Annotated in this window: 13 protein-coding genes and 1 riboswitch; all 13 genes read right to left on the bottom strand. The window is 42.6% G+C overall.

Going from position 1 to position 16,746, the window contains the following annotated elements:
* Window positions 1-33: 33 nt before the first annotated feature.
* The 13 genes from flgK (CDO33_RS00645) to rplI all read right to left on the bottom strand — a co-directional run bounded on the left by flgK (CDO33_RS00645) (window position 34) and on the right by rplI (window position 16,743).
* Window positions 34-1,692, bottom strand: a complete 1,659-nt coding sequence (flgK, locus tag CDO33_RS00645; RefSeq protein WP_103080381.1) for a flagellar hook-associated protein FlgK — start codon at window positions 1,690-1,692, stop codon at window positions 34-36.
* Between the two features lie 3 nt (window positions 1,693-1,695).
* The gene (gene flgK / locus CDO33_RS00640) at window positions 1,696-3,756 is read right to left on the bottom strand and encodes a flagellar hook-associated protein FlgK (protein ID WP_103080382.1); all 2,061 of its coding nucleotides are present in this window, start codon (window positions 3,754-3,756) and stop codon (window positions 1,696-1,698) included.
* A gap of 64 nt (window positions 3,757-3,820) precedes the next feature.
* Window positions 3,821-4,318, bottom strand: a complete 498-nt coding sequence (locus tag CDO33_RS00635; protein ID WP_161496440.1) for a flagellar protein FlgN — start codon at window positions 4,316-4,318, stop codon at window positions 3,821-3,823.
* Between the two features lie 148 nt (window positions 4,319-4,466).
* Window positions 4,467-4,754 (bottom strand): flagellar biosynthesis anti-sigma factor FlgM, encoded by a 288-nt coding sequence (locus CDO33_RS00630; protein WP_103080384.1) that lies wholly within the window; start codon window positions 4,752-4,754, stop codon window positions 4,467-4,469.
* A gap of 438 nt (window positions 4,755-5,192) precedes the next feature.
* Window positions 5,193-5,618 carry a MerR family transcriptional regulator gene (locus CDO33_RS00625; RefSeq protein ID WP_103080385.1) on the bottom strand — a complete coding sequence of 142 codons (426 nt, stop codon included), beginning with the start codon at window positions 5,616-5,618 and terminating at the stop codon, window positions 5,193-5,195.
* A 140-nt stretch (window positions 5,619-5,758) separates the two neighbouring features.
* Window positions 5,759-6,418, bottom strand: coding sequence for a ComF family protein (locus CDO33_RS00620; RefSeq protein WP_103080386.1), 660 nt, complete (start codon window positions 6,416-6,418; stop codon window positions 5,759-5,761).
* A gap of 11 nt (window positions 6,419-6,429) precedes the next feature.
* Window positions 6,430-8,694: an SF1B family DNA helicase RecD2 gene (recD2, locus tag CDO33_RS00615; protein WP_103080387.1), complete on the bottom strand. Its 2,265-nt coding sequence runs from the start codon at window positions 8,692-8,694 to the stop codon at window positions 6,430-6,432.
* A 526-nt stretch (window positions 8,695-9,220) separates the two neighbouring features.
* Window positions 9,221-9,583 (bottom strand): glycosyltransferase family 2 protein, encoded by a 363-nt coding sequence (locus CDO33_RS00610; RefSeq protein WP_103080388.1) that lies wholly within the window; start codon window positions 9,581-9,583, stop codon window positions 9,221-9,223.
* A 119-nt stretch (window positions 9,584-9,702) separates the two neighbouring features.
* The gene (gene metK, locus CDO33_RS00605) at window positions 9,703-10,896 is read right to left on the bottom strand and encodes a methionine adenosyltransferase (RefSeq protein ID WP_103080389.1); all 1,194 of its coding nucleotides are present in this window, start codon (window positions 10,894-10,896) and stop codon (window positions 9,703-9,705) included.
* A gap of 110 nt (window positions 10,897-11,006) precedes the next feature.
* A riboswitch (SAM riboswitch) is annotated at window positions 11,007-11,113 on the bottom strand.
* A gap of 278 nt (window positions 11,114-11,391) precedes the next feature.
* Window positions 11,392-13,209 carry an ATP-dependent zinc metalloprotease FtsH gene (gene ftsH, locus CDO33_RS00600; protein WP_103080390.1) on the bottom strand — a complete coding sequence of 606 codons (1,818 nt, stop codon included), beginning with the start codon at window positions 13,207-13,209 and terminating at the stop codon, window positions 11,392-11,394.
* Window positions 13,210-13,359: 150 nt separating this feature from the next.
* On the bottom strand, window positions 13,360-14,766 hold the full coding sequence (tilS, locus tag CDO33_RS00595) for a tRNA lysidine(34) synthetase TilS (protein ID WP_242973848.1): 1,407 nt from the start codon (window positions 14,764-14,766) through the stop codon (window positions 13,360-13,362).
* A 22-nt stretch (window positions 14,767-14,788) separates the two neighbouring features.
* Complete coding sequence (gene dnaB / locus CDO33_RS00590; protein ID WP_103080391.1) at window positions 14,789-16,126, bottom strand: replicative DNA helicase; 1,338 nt, start codon at window positions 16,124-16,126, stop codon at window positions 14,789-14,791.
* Between the two features lie 170 nt (window positions 16,127-16,296).
* Window positions 16,297-16,743: a 50S ribosomal protein L9 gene (rplI, locus tag CDO33_RS00585; RefSeq protein ID WP_103080392.1), complete on the bottom strand. Its 447-nt coding sequence runs from the start codon at window positions 16,741-16,743 to the stop codon at window positions 16,297-16,299.
* Between the last annotated feature and the right edge of the window lie 3 nt (window positions 16,744-16,746).

Genomic DNA, 16,746 nt, shown 5'->3' with positions numbered 1-16,746 from the left:
GCAGAGAGAAACATATAGAACAGTTATGGGTTTTTATACTCCGATTCCGTTTATCAATTTATCGTAAATCTCAGCCATGGTGGTAATCATCTTAGCCGAGGCATTATATGCCTGCTGGAATTTCACCAGGTTTGCCATTTCTTCATTGATGGATACTCCCGAAACCGATACCCTCCTGTTGTCTATATGGCTGGTGAGGTTTTCCTGACTGCTGAAAAACTGAGCAGCCTGCTGAGAGTCTATACCCAGGGTCGCAATCAGTGATGTCATATAATCTTCCGGTGTACCCTCTGAGAATAGATGTGAGTTCTCACGCATATCCAGAAAATTAAGAAGATTGGAATTGTCCTCACCAAGCCCCGAATCCAACGAAGCCGCTAAATTATACTCTCCATACTGCTGGTTCAGCAAGTCTCCACTTACGCTGAAATTCTTAGCAGTAATCAGCTTATATTTTTTTACTATATCATCAACAGTGTCGGCATTGTCTATAAATTCATCCGATGTCAGTTCGGTGGTTTTATTATCTATATTTGACCATCCCGTCATGGTGAAAAATCTTATACCGGTAGGATTAACCGTTGTCCCTGGCTTTTGCATGCCATAACCGTCGGCATGTCCTGCATGTTCCTTAATCCAGCTGTCTGTTCCTCCGGCAGTCTGGACAATTCCCTCATTAAAAGCCAATGCAAATTTTCTGACGAATTCATTGAGCCTTCTTATGTAAAAAGGTATGCCTTTAAATCTGGGGCTTTGCCCGTTACCCTGATCCAGGCCTTCATTTCCGTCCCTCATGTCGAGATACCCTTTTAATTCTCCGCCTGTAATCTCCAGTTTGTTGCCGTCTTCCCAGCGAACATCGTACAGCCTGTCTATGTCTTCTTCCACATTTATCTTTTTATCCCTTTGCACAACCTCAAGCTTATATCCGTTAACATGATCCACAAGGGCTTTGCCGCTTACAGTTATTACAAAGTGCGTATTATTTTCACCATTGGGCAGCTTTCCTACCACTACCTCATTAACATCAATATTTATAATCTTGGACAGCTTGTCCACCAGCACACCTCTTTGATCCCTCAGATCGTTGGCCACATCCCCTCCGACTTCAAAGGTGTGTATCTTCTGGTTTAACTGAGCTATCTGTGATGCAAGGGCATTTATCTCATCAACTTTTAGTTTTACCGATTCATTCAAATCCGACTGCAATTTCTCCAAATGGGTGGCAATACTGTTGAAATACTTCGCCATGGACACTCCCCTGTTTATCACTACTCTTCTGGCGCTCAGGTCGCTAGGGTTTTTTGAAAGGTCGGATATGGCGTTGAAAAAGCTGTCCATTATAGCATTAAATCCTGATTTATTCATAGATGGTTCATTAAATAGCCTTTCCAGCTCCGTCAACTGAGTGCTCTTAACTTCCCACTCGCCCAGAGAGATGTTCTCGCTCCAGTATTTGTAATCGAGATATGCATCCCGTATTCTCACAGTCGAAACAACTTCTGTTCCGGTTCCCACCATCCCCGAACCATTGTATGTCAACATTGCCCGTGATGCTCTCTGTATATTTTCCTGACGGGAATACCCCTCGGTATTTATATTAGATAGATTATGTCCTACGGTATCCAAATTCCGCTGTGCTGCGTACAGTCCTGTAATAGCGACATTTAAACCGAAAAATGACGACCTCACCTATTACGCCCCCATTCTGTTAATTATCGTATCATACATCTCATCCAATATATTTATCACCCTACCGGAAGCCCCGTAGGCAAACTGATATTTCATCATATTGGTCATCTCTTCATCCATGGATACTCCCATGATGGATTGCCTTTGATTGTCTATGGAATTTACAAGGGTGTCCTGGCTCTTTAGTATGCTTGTCGCCTCCGAACCTCCATTGCCCACCAACATAATTATCGACTGATAAAATTCATCCAAATTCTGTACCTGTCCAAAGTTACCTACCAAATCCATGCTCCTCAAGTTGGCTATTTCAAGTGCTATTGTGTTGTCTCCGGTAGAATTGTTCAAGGAAGCAACTATGTTATTAAGACCTCCAATGGCGTCGGAAAATATGGGATTGATCTGTATATTTCCCATTTGAAGCGGATAACTAGGATCGATTGCCACAAAGAAATCCTCACCCGGGTTGCCCTCCAGTGTCGTACCGCTTCTGTGCAGCCGGTTGACCTCCCTGACCAAAGCGCTAACAATAAGGTTGAGCTGTTTTCTTATATCCGGTATTATATTCCCTGTGCTTTCCACATCACCAAATATGCTGTTTCGCATGCTCTCCAGGATGGTCTCATCTATTGCCACATCATCCGAGGTATCAGGAGTGGACAAACCGCTAATAATAAACCTGTCTCCCGATATTTCCGAAACCGCCCCCAGAACATCCTTGTTTCCATCGCCGGAAAATATCAGAGTATGGGCATTTTCCTTTTGCATGAGCTTTGCCTGCTTAATCAAAGCATCGACGTTGGCTGCATCGGATACATCCACCGTTGATTCGGAGAAGAGAATAAACTGCTTTGCAGCATTGGTCCAACCGGAATCCTCATCTTCCTGATTGGTCTTGTCCAGCGCATCCTTCAATGCGGCACTCACATCGCCTGCATCAGCAACTCCTCCGTCAAAAACCAGCGAACCCACCTGAGTTTTAAAATCTTCCACATCATTCGCAAAGGTTGTGCTGTTCCTGACTCCGTTTTCATCAAAGGTAACAAAACCCAGCTTTACCTGTATACCCTTTTCGGTATAGGTCTTCACTATGGAGTCTATTCGGACCAGCAGTTCATCCCTGGCATCCACAGAATCATTCAGATTGAATGCAAACACGAGATTCAATTTATCATAAGGGCTGCCGTTTTCCGTGCTGCCCTTGGTATATTTTACTTCACCTCTGGATTCCAGCAATCCTTTCAGCGTACCACTGTTTATCTGAAGGATCGTGTTTTCTTCCCCTATAGCCGGAGCTACAAAAAGACTTCCCGGCTTATTAGGAACAGCTTTGATGGGTTCAAACCTATCTTTGTTTACTATAAAGTATCCACCTACGGTTATAGAAACCTGTCCGTCCTTACCCTCACTTACTTCACAGCCGATCAGCTTGCTTAGCTTGTCAATATTGAGATTTCTTTGATCCCTCAAGTCATTGGCTGCATCTCCCATAGCTTCAGCCTTGGCTATCTCTACATTAAGCTTTGCAATGCTCGCGGTAAGGTCATTTATTTCATCTATCCTGACTATGATTTCAGAATTCAAATCCTCCTGCAGCCGATCCAACTGGGAACCCATATGATTTATGTACTGGATAAGGGTATTCGCCCGCTGCCTTACCATAGCCCTTGTAGTAAGGCTGCCGGGATCCTTAGACAGCTCCTGCCATGCATCCCAGAACATATTCATGCTGTCCTGCAATCCATCAGCCATAGGTTCTCCCAGGATAGCCTGGACATCTGTAAAAGTTTTCTGCCGGGCTTCCCAATAACCTAAGGTCTTTGCTTCCGAGCGGTACATATTGTCGAGGAACTGATGGCGAATCTGCCTTATTCCTGCTATGTCAGCGCCAAGACCCAACTGGTATTTCATTGTATTATAATAATTCGCTGTAGTGATCATAGCCTGCTGTCTCACATATCCCAGGGTATTTACATTGGATATGTTATGCCCGGTAACAAAAAGTCCACGTTCATTTGTATACAGCCCGGATCTTGCGATTTCAAGGCTGCCGAAACCTAAAGCCATTTTAACCCTCCTATGCTTGCTCTTAATGAAATGTTGATGCGCTACAAAGCATGCTTGGCCTATCTTATACCTTGAAGTCCAAAAAGTTCTTTCCTTTATTGCTCAGCTTTTCTGCTCCCATATTGTAATTGTTGTCTTCCACCCCAACACTGGCAAACAGGTTCAATGAAAAGTTGATATACTCCAATGAATTCTCGATCAGTTTGGAATTTAAAGCATTCAGTTCCTTCAATTCCGTCAGAACTTTCGTGATGCCGTCTTTCATGCTTCGAAGCTTGATTCCATCCTCATTGTCAACATAATCTATAAGCTTTGATACCGTAAGACTCTCAGGTTTTTCACCTGTAATTGAAGCTATACGGTTTATAATCTTCTCTCTTTTATCCTCTAATTTTGACATCTGGAGCATGGCAGACTGTTCCATCTTTGTAATCTTATCCAGTTCATCCACTTTGCCTTCTACAATAATCTTTGTCTTGTCCTTCGAAATATTCAGCAATCCATCATATATGTTTTTCTCAGCATCCAAAACTTCCAGCAATTCTTTCACCAATTCCTGCAAGGCTATCTCCACCTCCTGAAAGTCAAATATCGGGTTTATTTATACTGTTCATGTATGATGCTCTTTTTATACTGAAGCTTGACTTAGGTGTCATATAAAGGATAAATTTTTGCGGGATAAAATTTTATCCCGCAGATGTTCAACCGGATTACGCTTTTTTGTCAAAAACTGATCTAACAATACGTTCAGCAATTTCCCTGCCTTTTACATTGTAATTTCCAGACTCATATCTTTCTATCAGCTCATTTACCTTATCCTGACGTATATCCGGAATTTCTTTTATATATTTCATAGCTGTCTGGAAATCCTTTGCATTGTTTGATATTGCCACCACGTCCTCTTTTGACACTGCAGGGTGTGTTTTAACTACTTTTCCTACGCTTTTTTGCTTGCCGTAAATCTCTGTTACCTTTGGGATCTCTCCCCAGATTTTCATTTAATCACTCCACTTTCATCAATATTGCCTGGTCGTACTATATCATATTTTATTATGTCTTCCTATGTATATACATACTTGCCACCGCCGTTATACGACCTTTTGCAGAGCAAGCCATCTCATCCTTTGCTAAATTTATTCATTATAGATATCGGTATTTCCCAAAAATCCATTAATATATATTTCATATTTCTGCTTCCAGATTAAGGAAAAGATCGTGATAAATCATACTGAGCCTAGAATAAAAAAGCTGCTTAAGATATGAATCTAAAAGCAGCTAATCTATAAATTTGATGAAATTCTATTATCGGATAATATTTTCTTAGCTGGATTTCTGATATTGATAAATCACTAAACTCTGAGCAGAAAATAATAGACTAAAATCGCAAGCTATTAACCTCATGGTTGGAGTTTCCTGCATCCTCTTGAATCTGTCCTTTATTTTTTACCCTTTTGATCCTTTGACATATAACGAATCCTTAAATCTCGTGAAAGGGTATCATCCCTTCTTGGCCTAAAGCTGTCCGATATTTTCTTAAAGCCGCTGGTGAGCTCCCTTTCACACGCATTGCAGTAGCGTCCGGTTTTTATCGATTTTCCACACATTTCACACTGAAGTATAAAATTGGGGTCGTCATTTACAATTTCAAGCCTGCCTTCTTTCAGGAAGCGCTTAATTTTCTCCACGCTGACGTTGAGCTCCGTCGACACTTGAGTCATGGTCGCTCCCGGGTACTCATAGAGGTACTCCTTTACCCTCTTGTATTCCTGCTCGTCTTCATCCCTGCAAACAGGACACAGCGGAGGTCCTCCTATGTAATTATATACTCTTCCACACCTTTTGCAATTTCGTACATCCGGCATTTATTCATCACCTCCGGTAGATTGGTTATTTGGGAATTCCATTTTTGTATGCAAACATCGTAAGTCAAGATAAACTTCAAGAATAATTAAGATCTCAGACTTTCTCCCTAATCCCTGCCATATAGCATTTCCCGGCATTTCTAATATTTCCTTCCAGAAGCAATCACTGCTGCTGTAACATGCTTTGCTCCGCACTCCTTCAAAACTCTTCCGCATTCTTCGACAGTGCTTCCGGTCGTCAGGATATCATCAATCAGCAATATCTCCTTGTCTCTCACCTTGCTGGCATAGGTGACCCGAAAGGCTTCCCTGATGTTTATATGCCTCTCACGCATGCCCAACAGGCTCTGGCTGTGGGTATCCCTGACTCTTTCAAGGAGCCATGAGCACTCAGGAATGCCGAGTGTTTTTGCTACAGCCCTGGAAATCAACAGAGACTGGTTATAGCCTCGTGTCTTCTCGCGTTTCTTGTGCAAAGGTACACTTATAATTATATCAAATTTGTGAAAATTTGTCACTTTTTTTATTTTTTCCGACAAAATCCATCCGAAAGTGCTGTAATAGCCAGGCTTGTTATAAAATTTATATCTTTTTAAAGACTCCTTTATCACTCCTGTATATTCACAGGCACATATTATGGAATCGCAGTAATTTCCACTCTTGCCAAGATAATCAGCTTTCATGAAAGGTATACTGAGGTAGCAGTCATCGCATATAAAAATATCTGATCCGGCATCCAGTATGCCTCCGCAAAAAATGCATTTCGGGGGAAATATCAGATTGAGCAGGCGTGAGAACATGATTTAACCTCCTAAGGGATATTCCTGGTATGGCCAAGCATGTCCATCACTCCTTGCGGTCCAAGAAAAATGTTTTCCAGCTTGTCTTTAAGTCCTGAATATCTCAAGGTTTCCCTTTCATTATTGATCATATCCCTCAATGTGCTTTCTTGACCTACAAGGATTACAAGGTTTTTAGCCCGGGTGATGGCGGTATAAAGAAGATTTCGGGTCATAAGAATCTGAGGTCCCGGATACAATGGGATTATCACAACGGGAAATTCACTGCCCTGGCTCTTGTGGACGGTAACTGCAAAAGCCGGTTCAATTTCATCCAATATGCTGTAATCATATTCTACAACCCTGTCATCTTCAAACAGCACCTCTATAAATTCTTCTTCATTATTAATTTTTAGAATTATCCCGGCATCCCCATTAAACACCCCAACCCCATCAATATCAGGGTCGGAGCTTTTTTTCCACCTGAGGTTGTAATTGTTCTTTATCTGCATGACCTTGTCCCCTTCTCGGAAAATATAATCCCTGAATATTTTCTCGTTTTTATCTTTACTTGGGGGATTCAGTGCTTTCTGAAGCTCTATATTAAGGTTTGTCACTCCTACAGTCCCTTTCCGTGTGGGAGTTAAAACCTGTATATGCTTCATCGGGTCATAGCCATAGGTTTTAGGCAGTCTTCTTATGCAAAGATCCACTATGGTTCGAAGTATATCGTCGGCATTATTTCTGGGAAGGAAAAAGAAGTCCTTTTCCTTCTTATTCAGGAATGGGTATTCGCCTCTGTTGATCCTATGGGCATTCACGGTTATCATGCTCTCTTCGGCCTGCCTGAAGATTTCTGTAAGTCTTACCGTCTTTATGACTTTACTTGCTATTATATCCTTCAAAACGTTTCCCGCTCCAACAGAAGGAAGTTGATCGGCATCTCCTACCAGTATAAGCCTGGTTCCGGGCCTGATAGCCTTTAGCAGATGATTCATGAGAAGCACGTCCACCATGGACATTTCATCGATAATAACCGCATCTGCTTCCAACTGGTTCTCTTCATTTTTAAGGAAAACCAGTTCTGTTTCCTCCCCCATATAACCGATTTCCAGAAGACGATGGATGGTTTTTGCCTCATGACCGGTAGCTTCGGACATTCTTTTTGCCGCTCTGCCGGTCGGAGCTGCCAAAGCGATCTCATAACCTTCATGGGAAAGGAGTTTTATGATGCTTTTAATGATGGTAGTTTTCCCAGTACCAGGGCCACCGGTAATAACCAGCACTCCACCGGTTAATGCTTCCCGGATGGCAGTGACCTGCATATCTGCCAGTGCTATGCCTTCCTCCTTCTGTATTCGCTCTATCCTTTCCTCAAAGCCATCCAGATTGCCGCTGAAATCTACCATGGAAAGTTCGGCCAGCCTCCTGCTTACTCCGATTTCAGCGTTGTAAAAGGAACTCAGGTATACCCTGTTGAAGCTTTCCTCCCTTTCCACACAAACAGATTTATCCAACAAAAGGGAAGCCATGGCGTCATCAATGCTCTCCAGCCTTACATTCAGAAGCTCCGATGCATGTTTTTTGAGATCTTCATCCGGCAAATATGTATGCCCGGCGCCTGCAGCCTGGGACAAGACATATTTTATACCGCTGCGTATCCTGTAAATGGAAACTGGGTCAATACCAAGATTCATAGCTATCCTGTCAGCCTTCTTAAACCCTATTCCGAACACTTCATCAGCAAGCCTGTAAGGGTTTGTCTTGATTTCATTTATGGTATTTTCTCCAAACACTTTATATATTTTGGCGGCATAGGTGGGGCTGATCCCATACTGTTGAAAAAACATGACCACCGACCTAAGCTCTCTCTGTTCATCAAAGGCTTGTCCAATAGCTATGGCTTTATCGAGACTAATTCCTTTTATTTCCGACAAGCGTTCCGGATTATACTGAATGATATCGAGAGCATCCTCTCCAAACCTGTCAACTATTTTCCGGGCAGTTGCGGGACCTACTCCTTTGATAATTCCCGACGACAGGTATCTTTCTATATCATCTGTGGTTTTAGGCAGCACTTTCTCATACATTTCAACCTTAAGCTGTTCACCGTAATCCGGGTGATTTACCCACTTTCCGGACAGCTTAAGGGTTTCTCCTGCACTTACAAAAGGCATGTATCCAACTGCAGTTATAGTATCCTTATCCACTTTTATATCACAAACAGTATATCCATTGGCCTCGTTGGAGAAAATTATCTCCTCCACAGTCCCTTCAATTGTAACATATGATTCCATTTACTACCCTCATGCACATTTATTAAACTCGCCGGTTGTACCCAAAATTCCGTGTCCGTTCCGGTTGTTCATCTGTAAATATTCTCCATAAGCAACTGCAAAGTCAGTATAATTAGTTAGTAAAGTCGGCCGAGTTATTTTATAGAAAAATCGATATATTTTAATTTGTTGTGTTAGCTAATTTAAGATAGCGTTGTGGAGAGTCAATAGAAGTATAGACAGCGTAATCTAAAGTTTCAAGCTTGTACATAGTCCAACGCTGGCTAAAATGGTAAGTCGCATTTCCTCGTTTTCTATTTTTCAAAATGCGACATCCATGTTAGCGAAGTGGAGGATAAGGCAAATCACCTGAACGAAGTGAGTTGATTTGCCCCATAACAAGCTTTACTAGCTCTTTTACTCGGAACTTTGCTATCGAAAATGCTAACACAATGAGTTAATTTAAGTATAAACCAAATTGCTGCTTAATAAAAGCCCAATATGTATTGCCGGCAATTCATAGATTTTTCACTGTGCGGGAAGCCTCTTAAGGATCTTTATTGCTGAAGCTTTCCAATATAGCATTAATATCCCCGGCTTCTGCTATATCAAAATCCTGGTAATATTTCTTGAGCTTCATAAGAATCTTTACCGTATCATCCTTCGAACCCATATCCAGAACTGTGAGGTGCCCGCTGCACATTGCCTTCTCCAACAGCCCTGCTCTATATATTCCCCGGATGATTCCCTCTATCACATCTTCCTGGTTTTTTACTGCCAGTATCAATTTTATTCCGGGATTCTTTCTATACTTGCCACAACGTATGGAATTGATAATTTGTGAAGCCAGGGTAATAGCTCCGTATATGGCCAAAACGCTTACAACCACTTCAAAAAGTATTTTACCCATACCATCCCCCCGTACCTATATGATATGCTTCAGGGTGGCATTTGTTACACTAAAAAAACCGGACAGTATGTGCTGTCCGGTTTTCTACCCAAAAGGGAATCCAACATATATATTTCATATTATAAATGCAGGGCCTCGTTTCTTAGAATCTCAGCCTTATCGGTCTTCTCCCATGTAAAGTCTTCATCATTTCTTCCAAAGTGCCCATATGCCGCTGTCTTTCTGTATATAGGTCTCCTTAAGTCCAGAGTTTTAATTATGCCGGCAGGCCTGAGATCAAAATGCTTGTTTACCAGGCTCACCAGCTTGTCCTCCGGAATTATGCCTGTCCCGAAAGTATCAATCATTATGGATACCGGCCTGGCAACCCCTATGGCATAGGCCAGCTGGACTTCACATTTACGGGCAAGACCTGCAGCAACTATATTTTTTGCCACATACCTGGCAGCATAAGCCGCTGAACGGTCCACCTTGGTGGGATCTTTTCCTGAAAATGCTCCTCCACCATGCCTTGCATAGCCTCCGTATGTGTCAACAATTATCTTTCTTCCCGTAAGTCCTGAATCCCCCTGAGGTCCACCTACAACAAACCTGCCCGTAGGATTTACGAGGAACCTTGTCCTGTCGTCAACCAGACTTTCCGGCAATGTAGGCTTTATTACCTTTTCTATTATATCTCTTTCGATGGTATCATGGTCAATTTCAGGGCCATGCTGGGTGGAAACCAGAACGGTGTCTATTCTGACAGGCTTGTCCCCATCATATTCAACTGTCACCTGGGACTTACCATCCGGGCGAAGATAGGGAAGGGTTCCGTCCTTTCTCACGCTGCTCAATCTTTTCACAATTCTATGAGCCAGTGAAATCGGCATGGGCATTAGTTCCGGAGTTTCATCACATGCGAAACCGAACATCATTCCCTGATCCCCGGCACCTATGGCATTAATTTCATCTTCAGTCATCTCCCCGGTTTTAGCCTCCAATGCCTTGTCCACACCCATGGCAATATCAGGAGACTGACCATCAATAGAGGTCAGAACAGCACACGTTTCCGCATCAAAACCGTATTTTGCCCTATCATAACCTATCTCTCTTATTGTCTTTCTAACGATATCAGGTATATCCACGTAGCAATTGGTGGTTATCTCACCCATAACCAGCACCAGGCCGGTGGTCACAGCTGTTTCACAAGCTACTCTCGCTGCCGGATCCTTTGCTAAAATTGCATCCAATACGGCATCGGATATCTGATCGCAGATTTTATCCGGATGCCCTTCGGTAACTGATTCTGAAGTAAATAATCTTCTTCCCATAATAAACACTCCTTAATCTTAAACAGAGATAAATAATATGATACTGTCTGCCATACTGCTTCATTAATTATTTATAAAAAAAGCCTCTTGGAAGAAGAGGTCCTTTTCTATCCTCATCTTTCCGACTGCATATACAGCCAGCAGGAATTGGCACCGATGCAATAAGCCGGTTGCCGGGTTTCATAGGGCCCAGTCCCTCCACCTCTCTTGATAAGGTTCTCCGTATTATATTAAAAATTAATTCTACTGAAAAGCTTTATTCAACAAAAACCCATCTAAAATCTATCATACATGCTATTTCAAGTCAAGCCAAACATCAAATCCAGACAAAACATCATCTCACTTTTGGAAATCACCGTTGGAAATCACCACTGAAAATGACTCCAAGAATAAACACCGTCTCAAATCCATGCCGGGGTATGGAGAAATACCGCTTATTTCCAGCAAACAAGGGCATACTGCTTTCTGCCCCACGTGCAGCATGCCCTATGCTTACTAAGCATTTGCAAATATTTCTTCAAACTCTTCCCCTTCGATTCTTTCCTTGTCCAGAAGGGCTTCTGCAAGCTTATGCAGCTTATTTATGTTTTCCATCAATACAGTCTTTGACCTCTGATATGCTTCGTCTATTATATTCTTGACTTCCTTGTCAATAGCGGCTGCAACTTCCTCGCTGTAATTCCTGGAATGAGCTAAATCGCGGCCGATGAAAACTTCATCATTCTCATCTCCGAAAATGAGGTTTCCAAGTTTTTCGCTCATACCATATTTGGTTATCATGCTTCTTGCCACGTTATTAGCCTGCTTCAGATCTCCGGAAGCTCCTGTGCTTATTTCTCCCAGCACGATCTCTTCTGCTGCTCTTCCTCCCAGCGCAATCACTATGGACTCCATCAACTGGGACTTGGTATGGTATCTCTTGTCTTCATCGGGTTTGAAGGAGGTATATCCTCCTGCCATTCCCGAAGGAATTATGGATATTCTGTCCACCCTGTCGGTAGTGGACACTACCTTTACTGCTATAGCATGGCCGGCTTCATGATATGCCGTAAGCCTCTTCTCTTTCTCGCTCATAACCCTGCTCTTCTTTTCGGGGCCCATGACTACTTTAAAGGTTGCTTCCTTGACTTCTTCCATATTTATCTGACGCTTGTTCTTTCTTGCAGCCAGGAGAGCCGCTTCGTTCAGGAGATTTTCCAGATCAGCTCCGGTAAATCCGGGAGTGCTCTTGGCAAGCTCATCCAGATGAACATCGTCTCCCAAAGGCTTTCCTCTCGCATGAACTTTAAGTATCTGCTCCCTTCCTTTTACATCCGGCAGTCCCACTACAACTCTTCTGTCGAATCTGCCAGGTCTTAAAAGGGCAGGGTCCAGAATATCAGGACGGTTTGTAGCAGCCAGTATTATAACACCTTCATTGACTCCAAAACCATCCATTTCCACCAGTAACTGGTTAAGTGTCTGCTCCCGTTCATCATGTCCACCGCCTAAGCCAGCGCCTCTATGCCTTCCTACTGCGTCTATCTCGTCTATGAACACAATGCACGGAGCATTTTTCTTCGCTTGTTCAAACAAATCCCTTACACGGGAAGCACCGACACCCACGAACATTTCCACAAAGTCCGAACCGCTTATGCTGAAAAACGGAACCCCGGCTTCTCCTGAAACTGCTTTTGCCAGCAAGGTTTTTCCTGTACCGGGAGGTCCCACCAGCAGAACGCCTTTGGGAATCCTGGCTCCCAGTTCCACAAACTTCTTGGGCTGCTTAAGGAATTCAACTATTTCCTTCAGCTCTTCTTTTTCCTCATCTGCACCAGCAACATCGTCAAAGGTTATCTTCCTTTTATCGTCGGTGGTCATTTTAGCCCTGCTTTTGCCGAAGGACATCACCCTATTTCCTCCACCACCCTGGGACTGCTGGAGAAAAAACACCCAAAAGAGCACAAATACCACTATCAATCCTAAAGTTGGCAGTATAGCTACCCACCACGGAGGTGATGGTGGTGGTGTATACCTAAAGGTCTTCACTTTGTTATTCAAGACCGCATCATTGACCAATTCAGTAAACGAATCTACGGATGGTATATTTACCAGATACCTATTTCTTGAATCAGGATCCGGATTGTTAACAAACTCTACGGTGGCCTCATTACCCTGCAGCACAATTGTCTTTACATTGGAATTGTTTATTTCAGTCAACAGATCCGAATAATTTTTTTCTTGAGGATTATCAGTACCTTGTAACATCATAAGGACAAAAATAATTATTACGAAAAGTACTATATAAAAACTTAATCCCTTGAAATACTTCAAATAGCTCCCTCCTCATTCTGAATAATAAAAAGCTGTCAAAATCTATATCCAAAATATCTGTATCTTGCAACCTGTTATTTACTTCACTTTTGCCCAATATTAACTAATATATTAACATAAACGAAAATAAAACACAATAAATACCAGCTATTACTTTGCGCATTTATATTCTAGCCTTAATATGTTTTTAGTATTTTCAGTTACTATAAATTTATCACTTATTTTATGCCCGATTATCCAAACTATTTCGTTGCCGCAGGCAATGACGGGTATTTCATCTCTTATCTCTTTAGGAATTTTGCAATCAATGAAATATTCCTTAAGCTTTTTTGTCCCATTGGATTTATATGGCTTAAAAACATCACCATTTTTTCTATTCCTGATATATATTCCATCATAGAGCCTATTATAATCAAAAAATTGAACCAGGGACCGGTTTTTGACATTTCCTTGGAATGAAAAATCTCCGTCATTGGGCAAAATATCGGCGGTGAGAACAGCATCGAGATGTTCAACCACAGTCGTACCCGGTATTTTAACCTGTTCGCAAAAGGCTGGTGTTTTCTTCAGGTCTTTGATTTTGGATATCTTAAGAACATTGTAAGACTTTGATATCTTAAGCCCGGAAGGAAGGTGAATCTGTTTTCCCGTCTGACCGTTTATACACAGATCTACAGCCTTTTCCACATGCACATTTTCAATGCCTTTCAGATTACCCTTGATTTCCCTCACTGCCAAGCGGATTACTCTTTTTAATATTGCCGGGGGATTTTTCTTCAGCTTTTCAACATCCAAACATATTTCCCCGGCATCCTTTGCTGAAGTGCTTTCACAAAAAGCTTGAATTGCTGCATCTTCTATGAACTCGCTATCCTCTTTGATAAGTCTCGACATCCTGAAAAGGCTTTCCGTTATATCTGTCCCGGACAGCCTGCTCATATGCGGTATCAATTCAAGACGTATCTTATTCCTTGTATATAAGCTTTCCAGATTGGAGCTGTCAGTTCTGGGGTTTAACGAATGGATTCTGCAATACTCCTCAATATCTTTTCTGTCTATTTCCAAAAGGGGCCGGACTATATTTCCACGTTTAAAATCCATCCCTTTCAGTCCATCCATGCCTGTACCGCGCATAATATTCATAAGCACGGTCTCAGCCTGGTCATTCCTGTTATGGGCTACAGCTATTTTATCAGCGCCCACATCCCGGGATATTTTATCAAACTCGCGGTATCGGATTTCCCTGCCGGCTTCCTCAAGGGAAATGCCTTCCCGGGCAGCAATTCCACCTATGTCAAAGGAACGCACATACAAAGGCACCCCGAGTTTTTCACACAAGCTTTCTACATATTTCTGATCAGCATCTGCCTCTTCACCGCGCAGCATATGGTTTATATGAACCGCAAACAGCCTGAGCTTTAAGTTTTCCGAAAGGGAATTCAATACGTGCAAAAGGCATACGGAATCCGGGCCGCCGGAAACACCAACGACCACACCTTCTCCCTTTTCTATCAGTTTATACTTATTGATGGTATCCAGTATCCTATCTTTCAGCATATTCTAATTGGCAACTAACCACCTATCCTCTGAACTTTTCCAGATTTGCAAATTTTGTATACTGCCCGAGCCATACCAGTTCCACCGTCCCGGTCGAACCGTTTCTATGTTTGGCCAATATCACTTCAGCAATATTCTTTTTTTCCGTATCAGGATTATAATAATCATCCCTATACAAAAACATTACTATATCCGCATCCTGCTCTATAGCCCCCGACTCCCTGAGGTCGCTCAGCATCGGCCTGTGGTCTGTTCTGGCCTCCGGGGCGCGGCTGAGCTGGGAAAGGGTAATGACAGGGACATTGATTTCCTTCGCCAGGATTTTCAATGATCTGGATATTTCTGATATCTCCTGCTGCCTGCTGTCACTCTTCCCTCTACCCTGCATGAGCTGCAGGTAGTCTATAACTACAAGGCCAAGACCTTTTTCCAGCTTAAGTCTTCGGCATTTCGCCCTTAACTCCATTACTGAAACGCCAGGGGTATCATCTATGTATATCGGAGCTTCAGACAGAGGCCCCAAAGCCTTGGCAACCTTTTGCCAGTCATCATCCTCCAGCTTTCCGGTTCTCATCTTTTGGCTGTCCACCATCGCTTCGCAGCAAAGCATCCTGTTCACAAGCTGTTCTTTGGACATCTCAAGGCTGAATATGGCTACAGGAACCTTTTCGTGAACTGCAGCATGTTGGGCAATATTAAGGGCAAATGCCGTCTTCCCCATGGCAGGCCGGGCAGCAATCAATATCAGATCCGAGTTGTGAAGCCCTGAGGTCTTGAAATCAAGATCGCTGAACCCTGTAGGTATTCCTGTTACATGCCCTTTATTGTTGTAAAGTTCTTCCAGCTTGTTAAAAGTCTCCACCAGCACTTCCTTTATCGGGGTGAAGCCTTTGAGGTTTCGCTTCTGCAGTATGTCAAATATGCTTTTCTCCGCCTTATCCAGGACATAGTTAACTTCTTCCGAAGCTTCATATCCCATGTTTACAATCTCGCTGGAAGCCTTTATCAGATTTCTTAAAATGGATTTCTCCTCGACGATTTGCGCATAATGCCTGGCATTTGCAGTAGTCGGCACAGAATTGGCCAGATAGGTGAGGTATTCTAAGCCTCCTATCCCGTCCATTGTCCCCCTTAACTTCAACTGTTCCGACACGGTTATCAAATCAATTGGTTCGCCCCGGTCAAAAAGATCCAGAATGGCCTCATAGATTTCCTTGTTGTCTTCCCTGTAAAAATCTTCTGGTTTTATAATTTCGGTTACTATCGGTATAGTCTCCCTGTTAAGAAGCATGGATCCCAACACGGACTGTTCTGCTTCTATACTCTGCGGGGGTATTCTTCCCAGTGAACCAATATCCATAGCATTACCTCTTATTTAATCAATTTTAATAATTAAGCTTACTCTTAATATAAAAATACAACCAAAGCTTTTTGGTCATATACGCATGCATGAGCGGTTGTCCCGGTAAAACACCGGCACAACCGCCAGATTATATCCAAGAATAATGTTTGATATCACGCTTTCAGCATTTATTCCTGCTCAATCCTTACCTTAAGCTTTGCGCTAACCTCAGGATACAGCTTCACATCCAGTTCTGTCGTACCAAGGGATTTCAGCGCATCGGGAAGATGTATTTTCCTTTTATCTATATCTATCTTAAAGTCGCTCTTCAGCCTATCCGCTATTTCCTTGCTGGTGATGGAGCCAAACAGCTTGCCGTTCTCACCGGCTTTTGCCTTTATAACCACTGTTATGTCCTTTAACCTTTCAGCCAGCTCCTTGGCTTTAGCCAGTTCCTTGTCTTTGCGCATCTTTTCGGCTTCTTTTTTTACATTCATTTCATTTATATTAGTTGCATTGGCTTCCACTGCCAATCCCCTTGGCAAAAGAAAATTCCTTGCATATCCGTCGCTGACCTCATGCATTTCTCCACTTTTACCAAGGCCTTTAACGTCCTGTTTCAATATGACTTTCATAAC

This window comes from Clostridium thermosuccinogenes, assembly GCF_002896855.1.
GTDB lineage: Bacteria > Bacillota > Clostridia > Acetivibrionales > DSM-5807 > Pseudoclostridium > Pseudoclostridium thermosuccinogenes.
Note: the sequence above shows the minus strand (reverse complement) of the source record. Positions and strands in the feature narration are given on the sequence as shown.

Coding starts and splice junctions, on each gene's coding strand:
- flgK (WP_103080382.1), bottom strand. CDS start 3,756: ATGGCTTTAGGTTTCGGCAGCCTTGAAATCGCAAGATCCGGGCTGTAT.
- CDO33_RS00630 (WP_103080384.1), bottom strand. CDS start 4,754: ATGAAAATCTGGGGAGAGATCCCAAAGGTAACAGAGATTTACGGCAAG.
- CDO33_RS00625 (WP_103080385.1), bottom strand. CDS start 5,618: ATGCCGGATGTACGAAATTGCAAAAGGTGTGGAAGAGTATATAATTAC.
- CDO33_RS00620 (WP_103080386.1), bottom strand. CDS start 6,418: ATGTTCTCACGCCTGCTCAATCTGATATTTCCCCCGAAATGCATTTTT.
- recD2 (WP_103080387.1), bottom strand. CDS start 8,694: ATGGAATCATATGTTACAATTGAAGGGACTGTGGAGGAGATAATTTTC.
- CDO33_RS00610 (WP_103080388.1), bottom strand. CDS start 9,583: ATGGGTAAAATACTTTTTGAAGTGGTTGTAAGCGTTTTGGCCATATAC.
- metK (WP_103080389.1), bottom strand. CDS start 10,896: ATGGGAAGAAGATTATTTACTTCAGAATCAGTTACCGAAGGGCATCCG.
- tilS (WP_242973848.1), bottom strand. CDS start 14,766: ATGCTGAAAGATAGGATACTGGATACCATCAATAAGTATAAACTGATA.
- dnaB (WP_103080391.1), bottom strand. CDS start 16,126: ATGGATATTGGTTCACTGGGAAGAATACCCCCGCAGAGTATAGAAGCA.
- rplI (WP_103080392.1), bottom strand. CDS start 16,743: ATGAAAGTCATATTGAAACAGGACGTTAAAGGCCTTGGTAAAAGTGGA.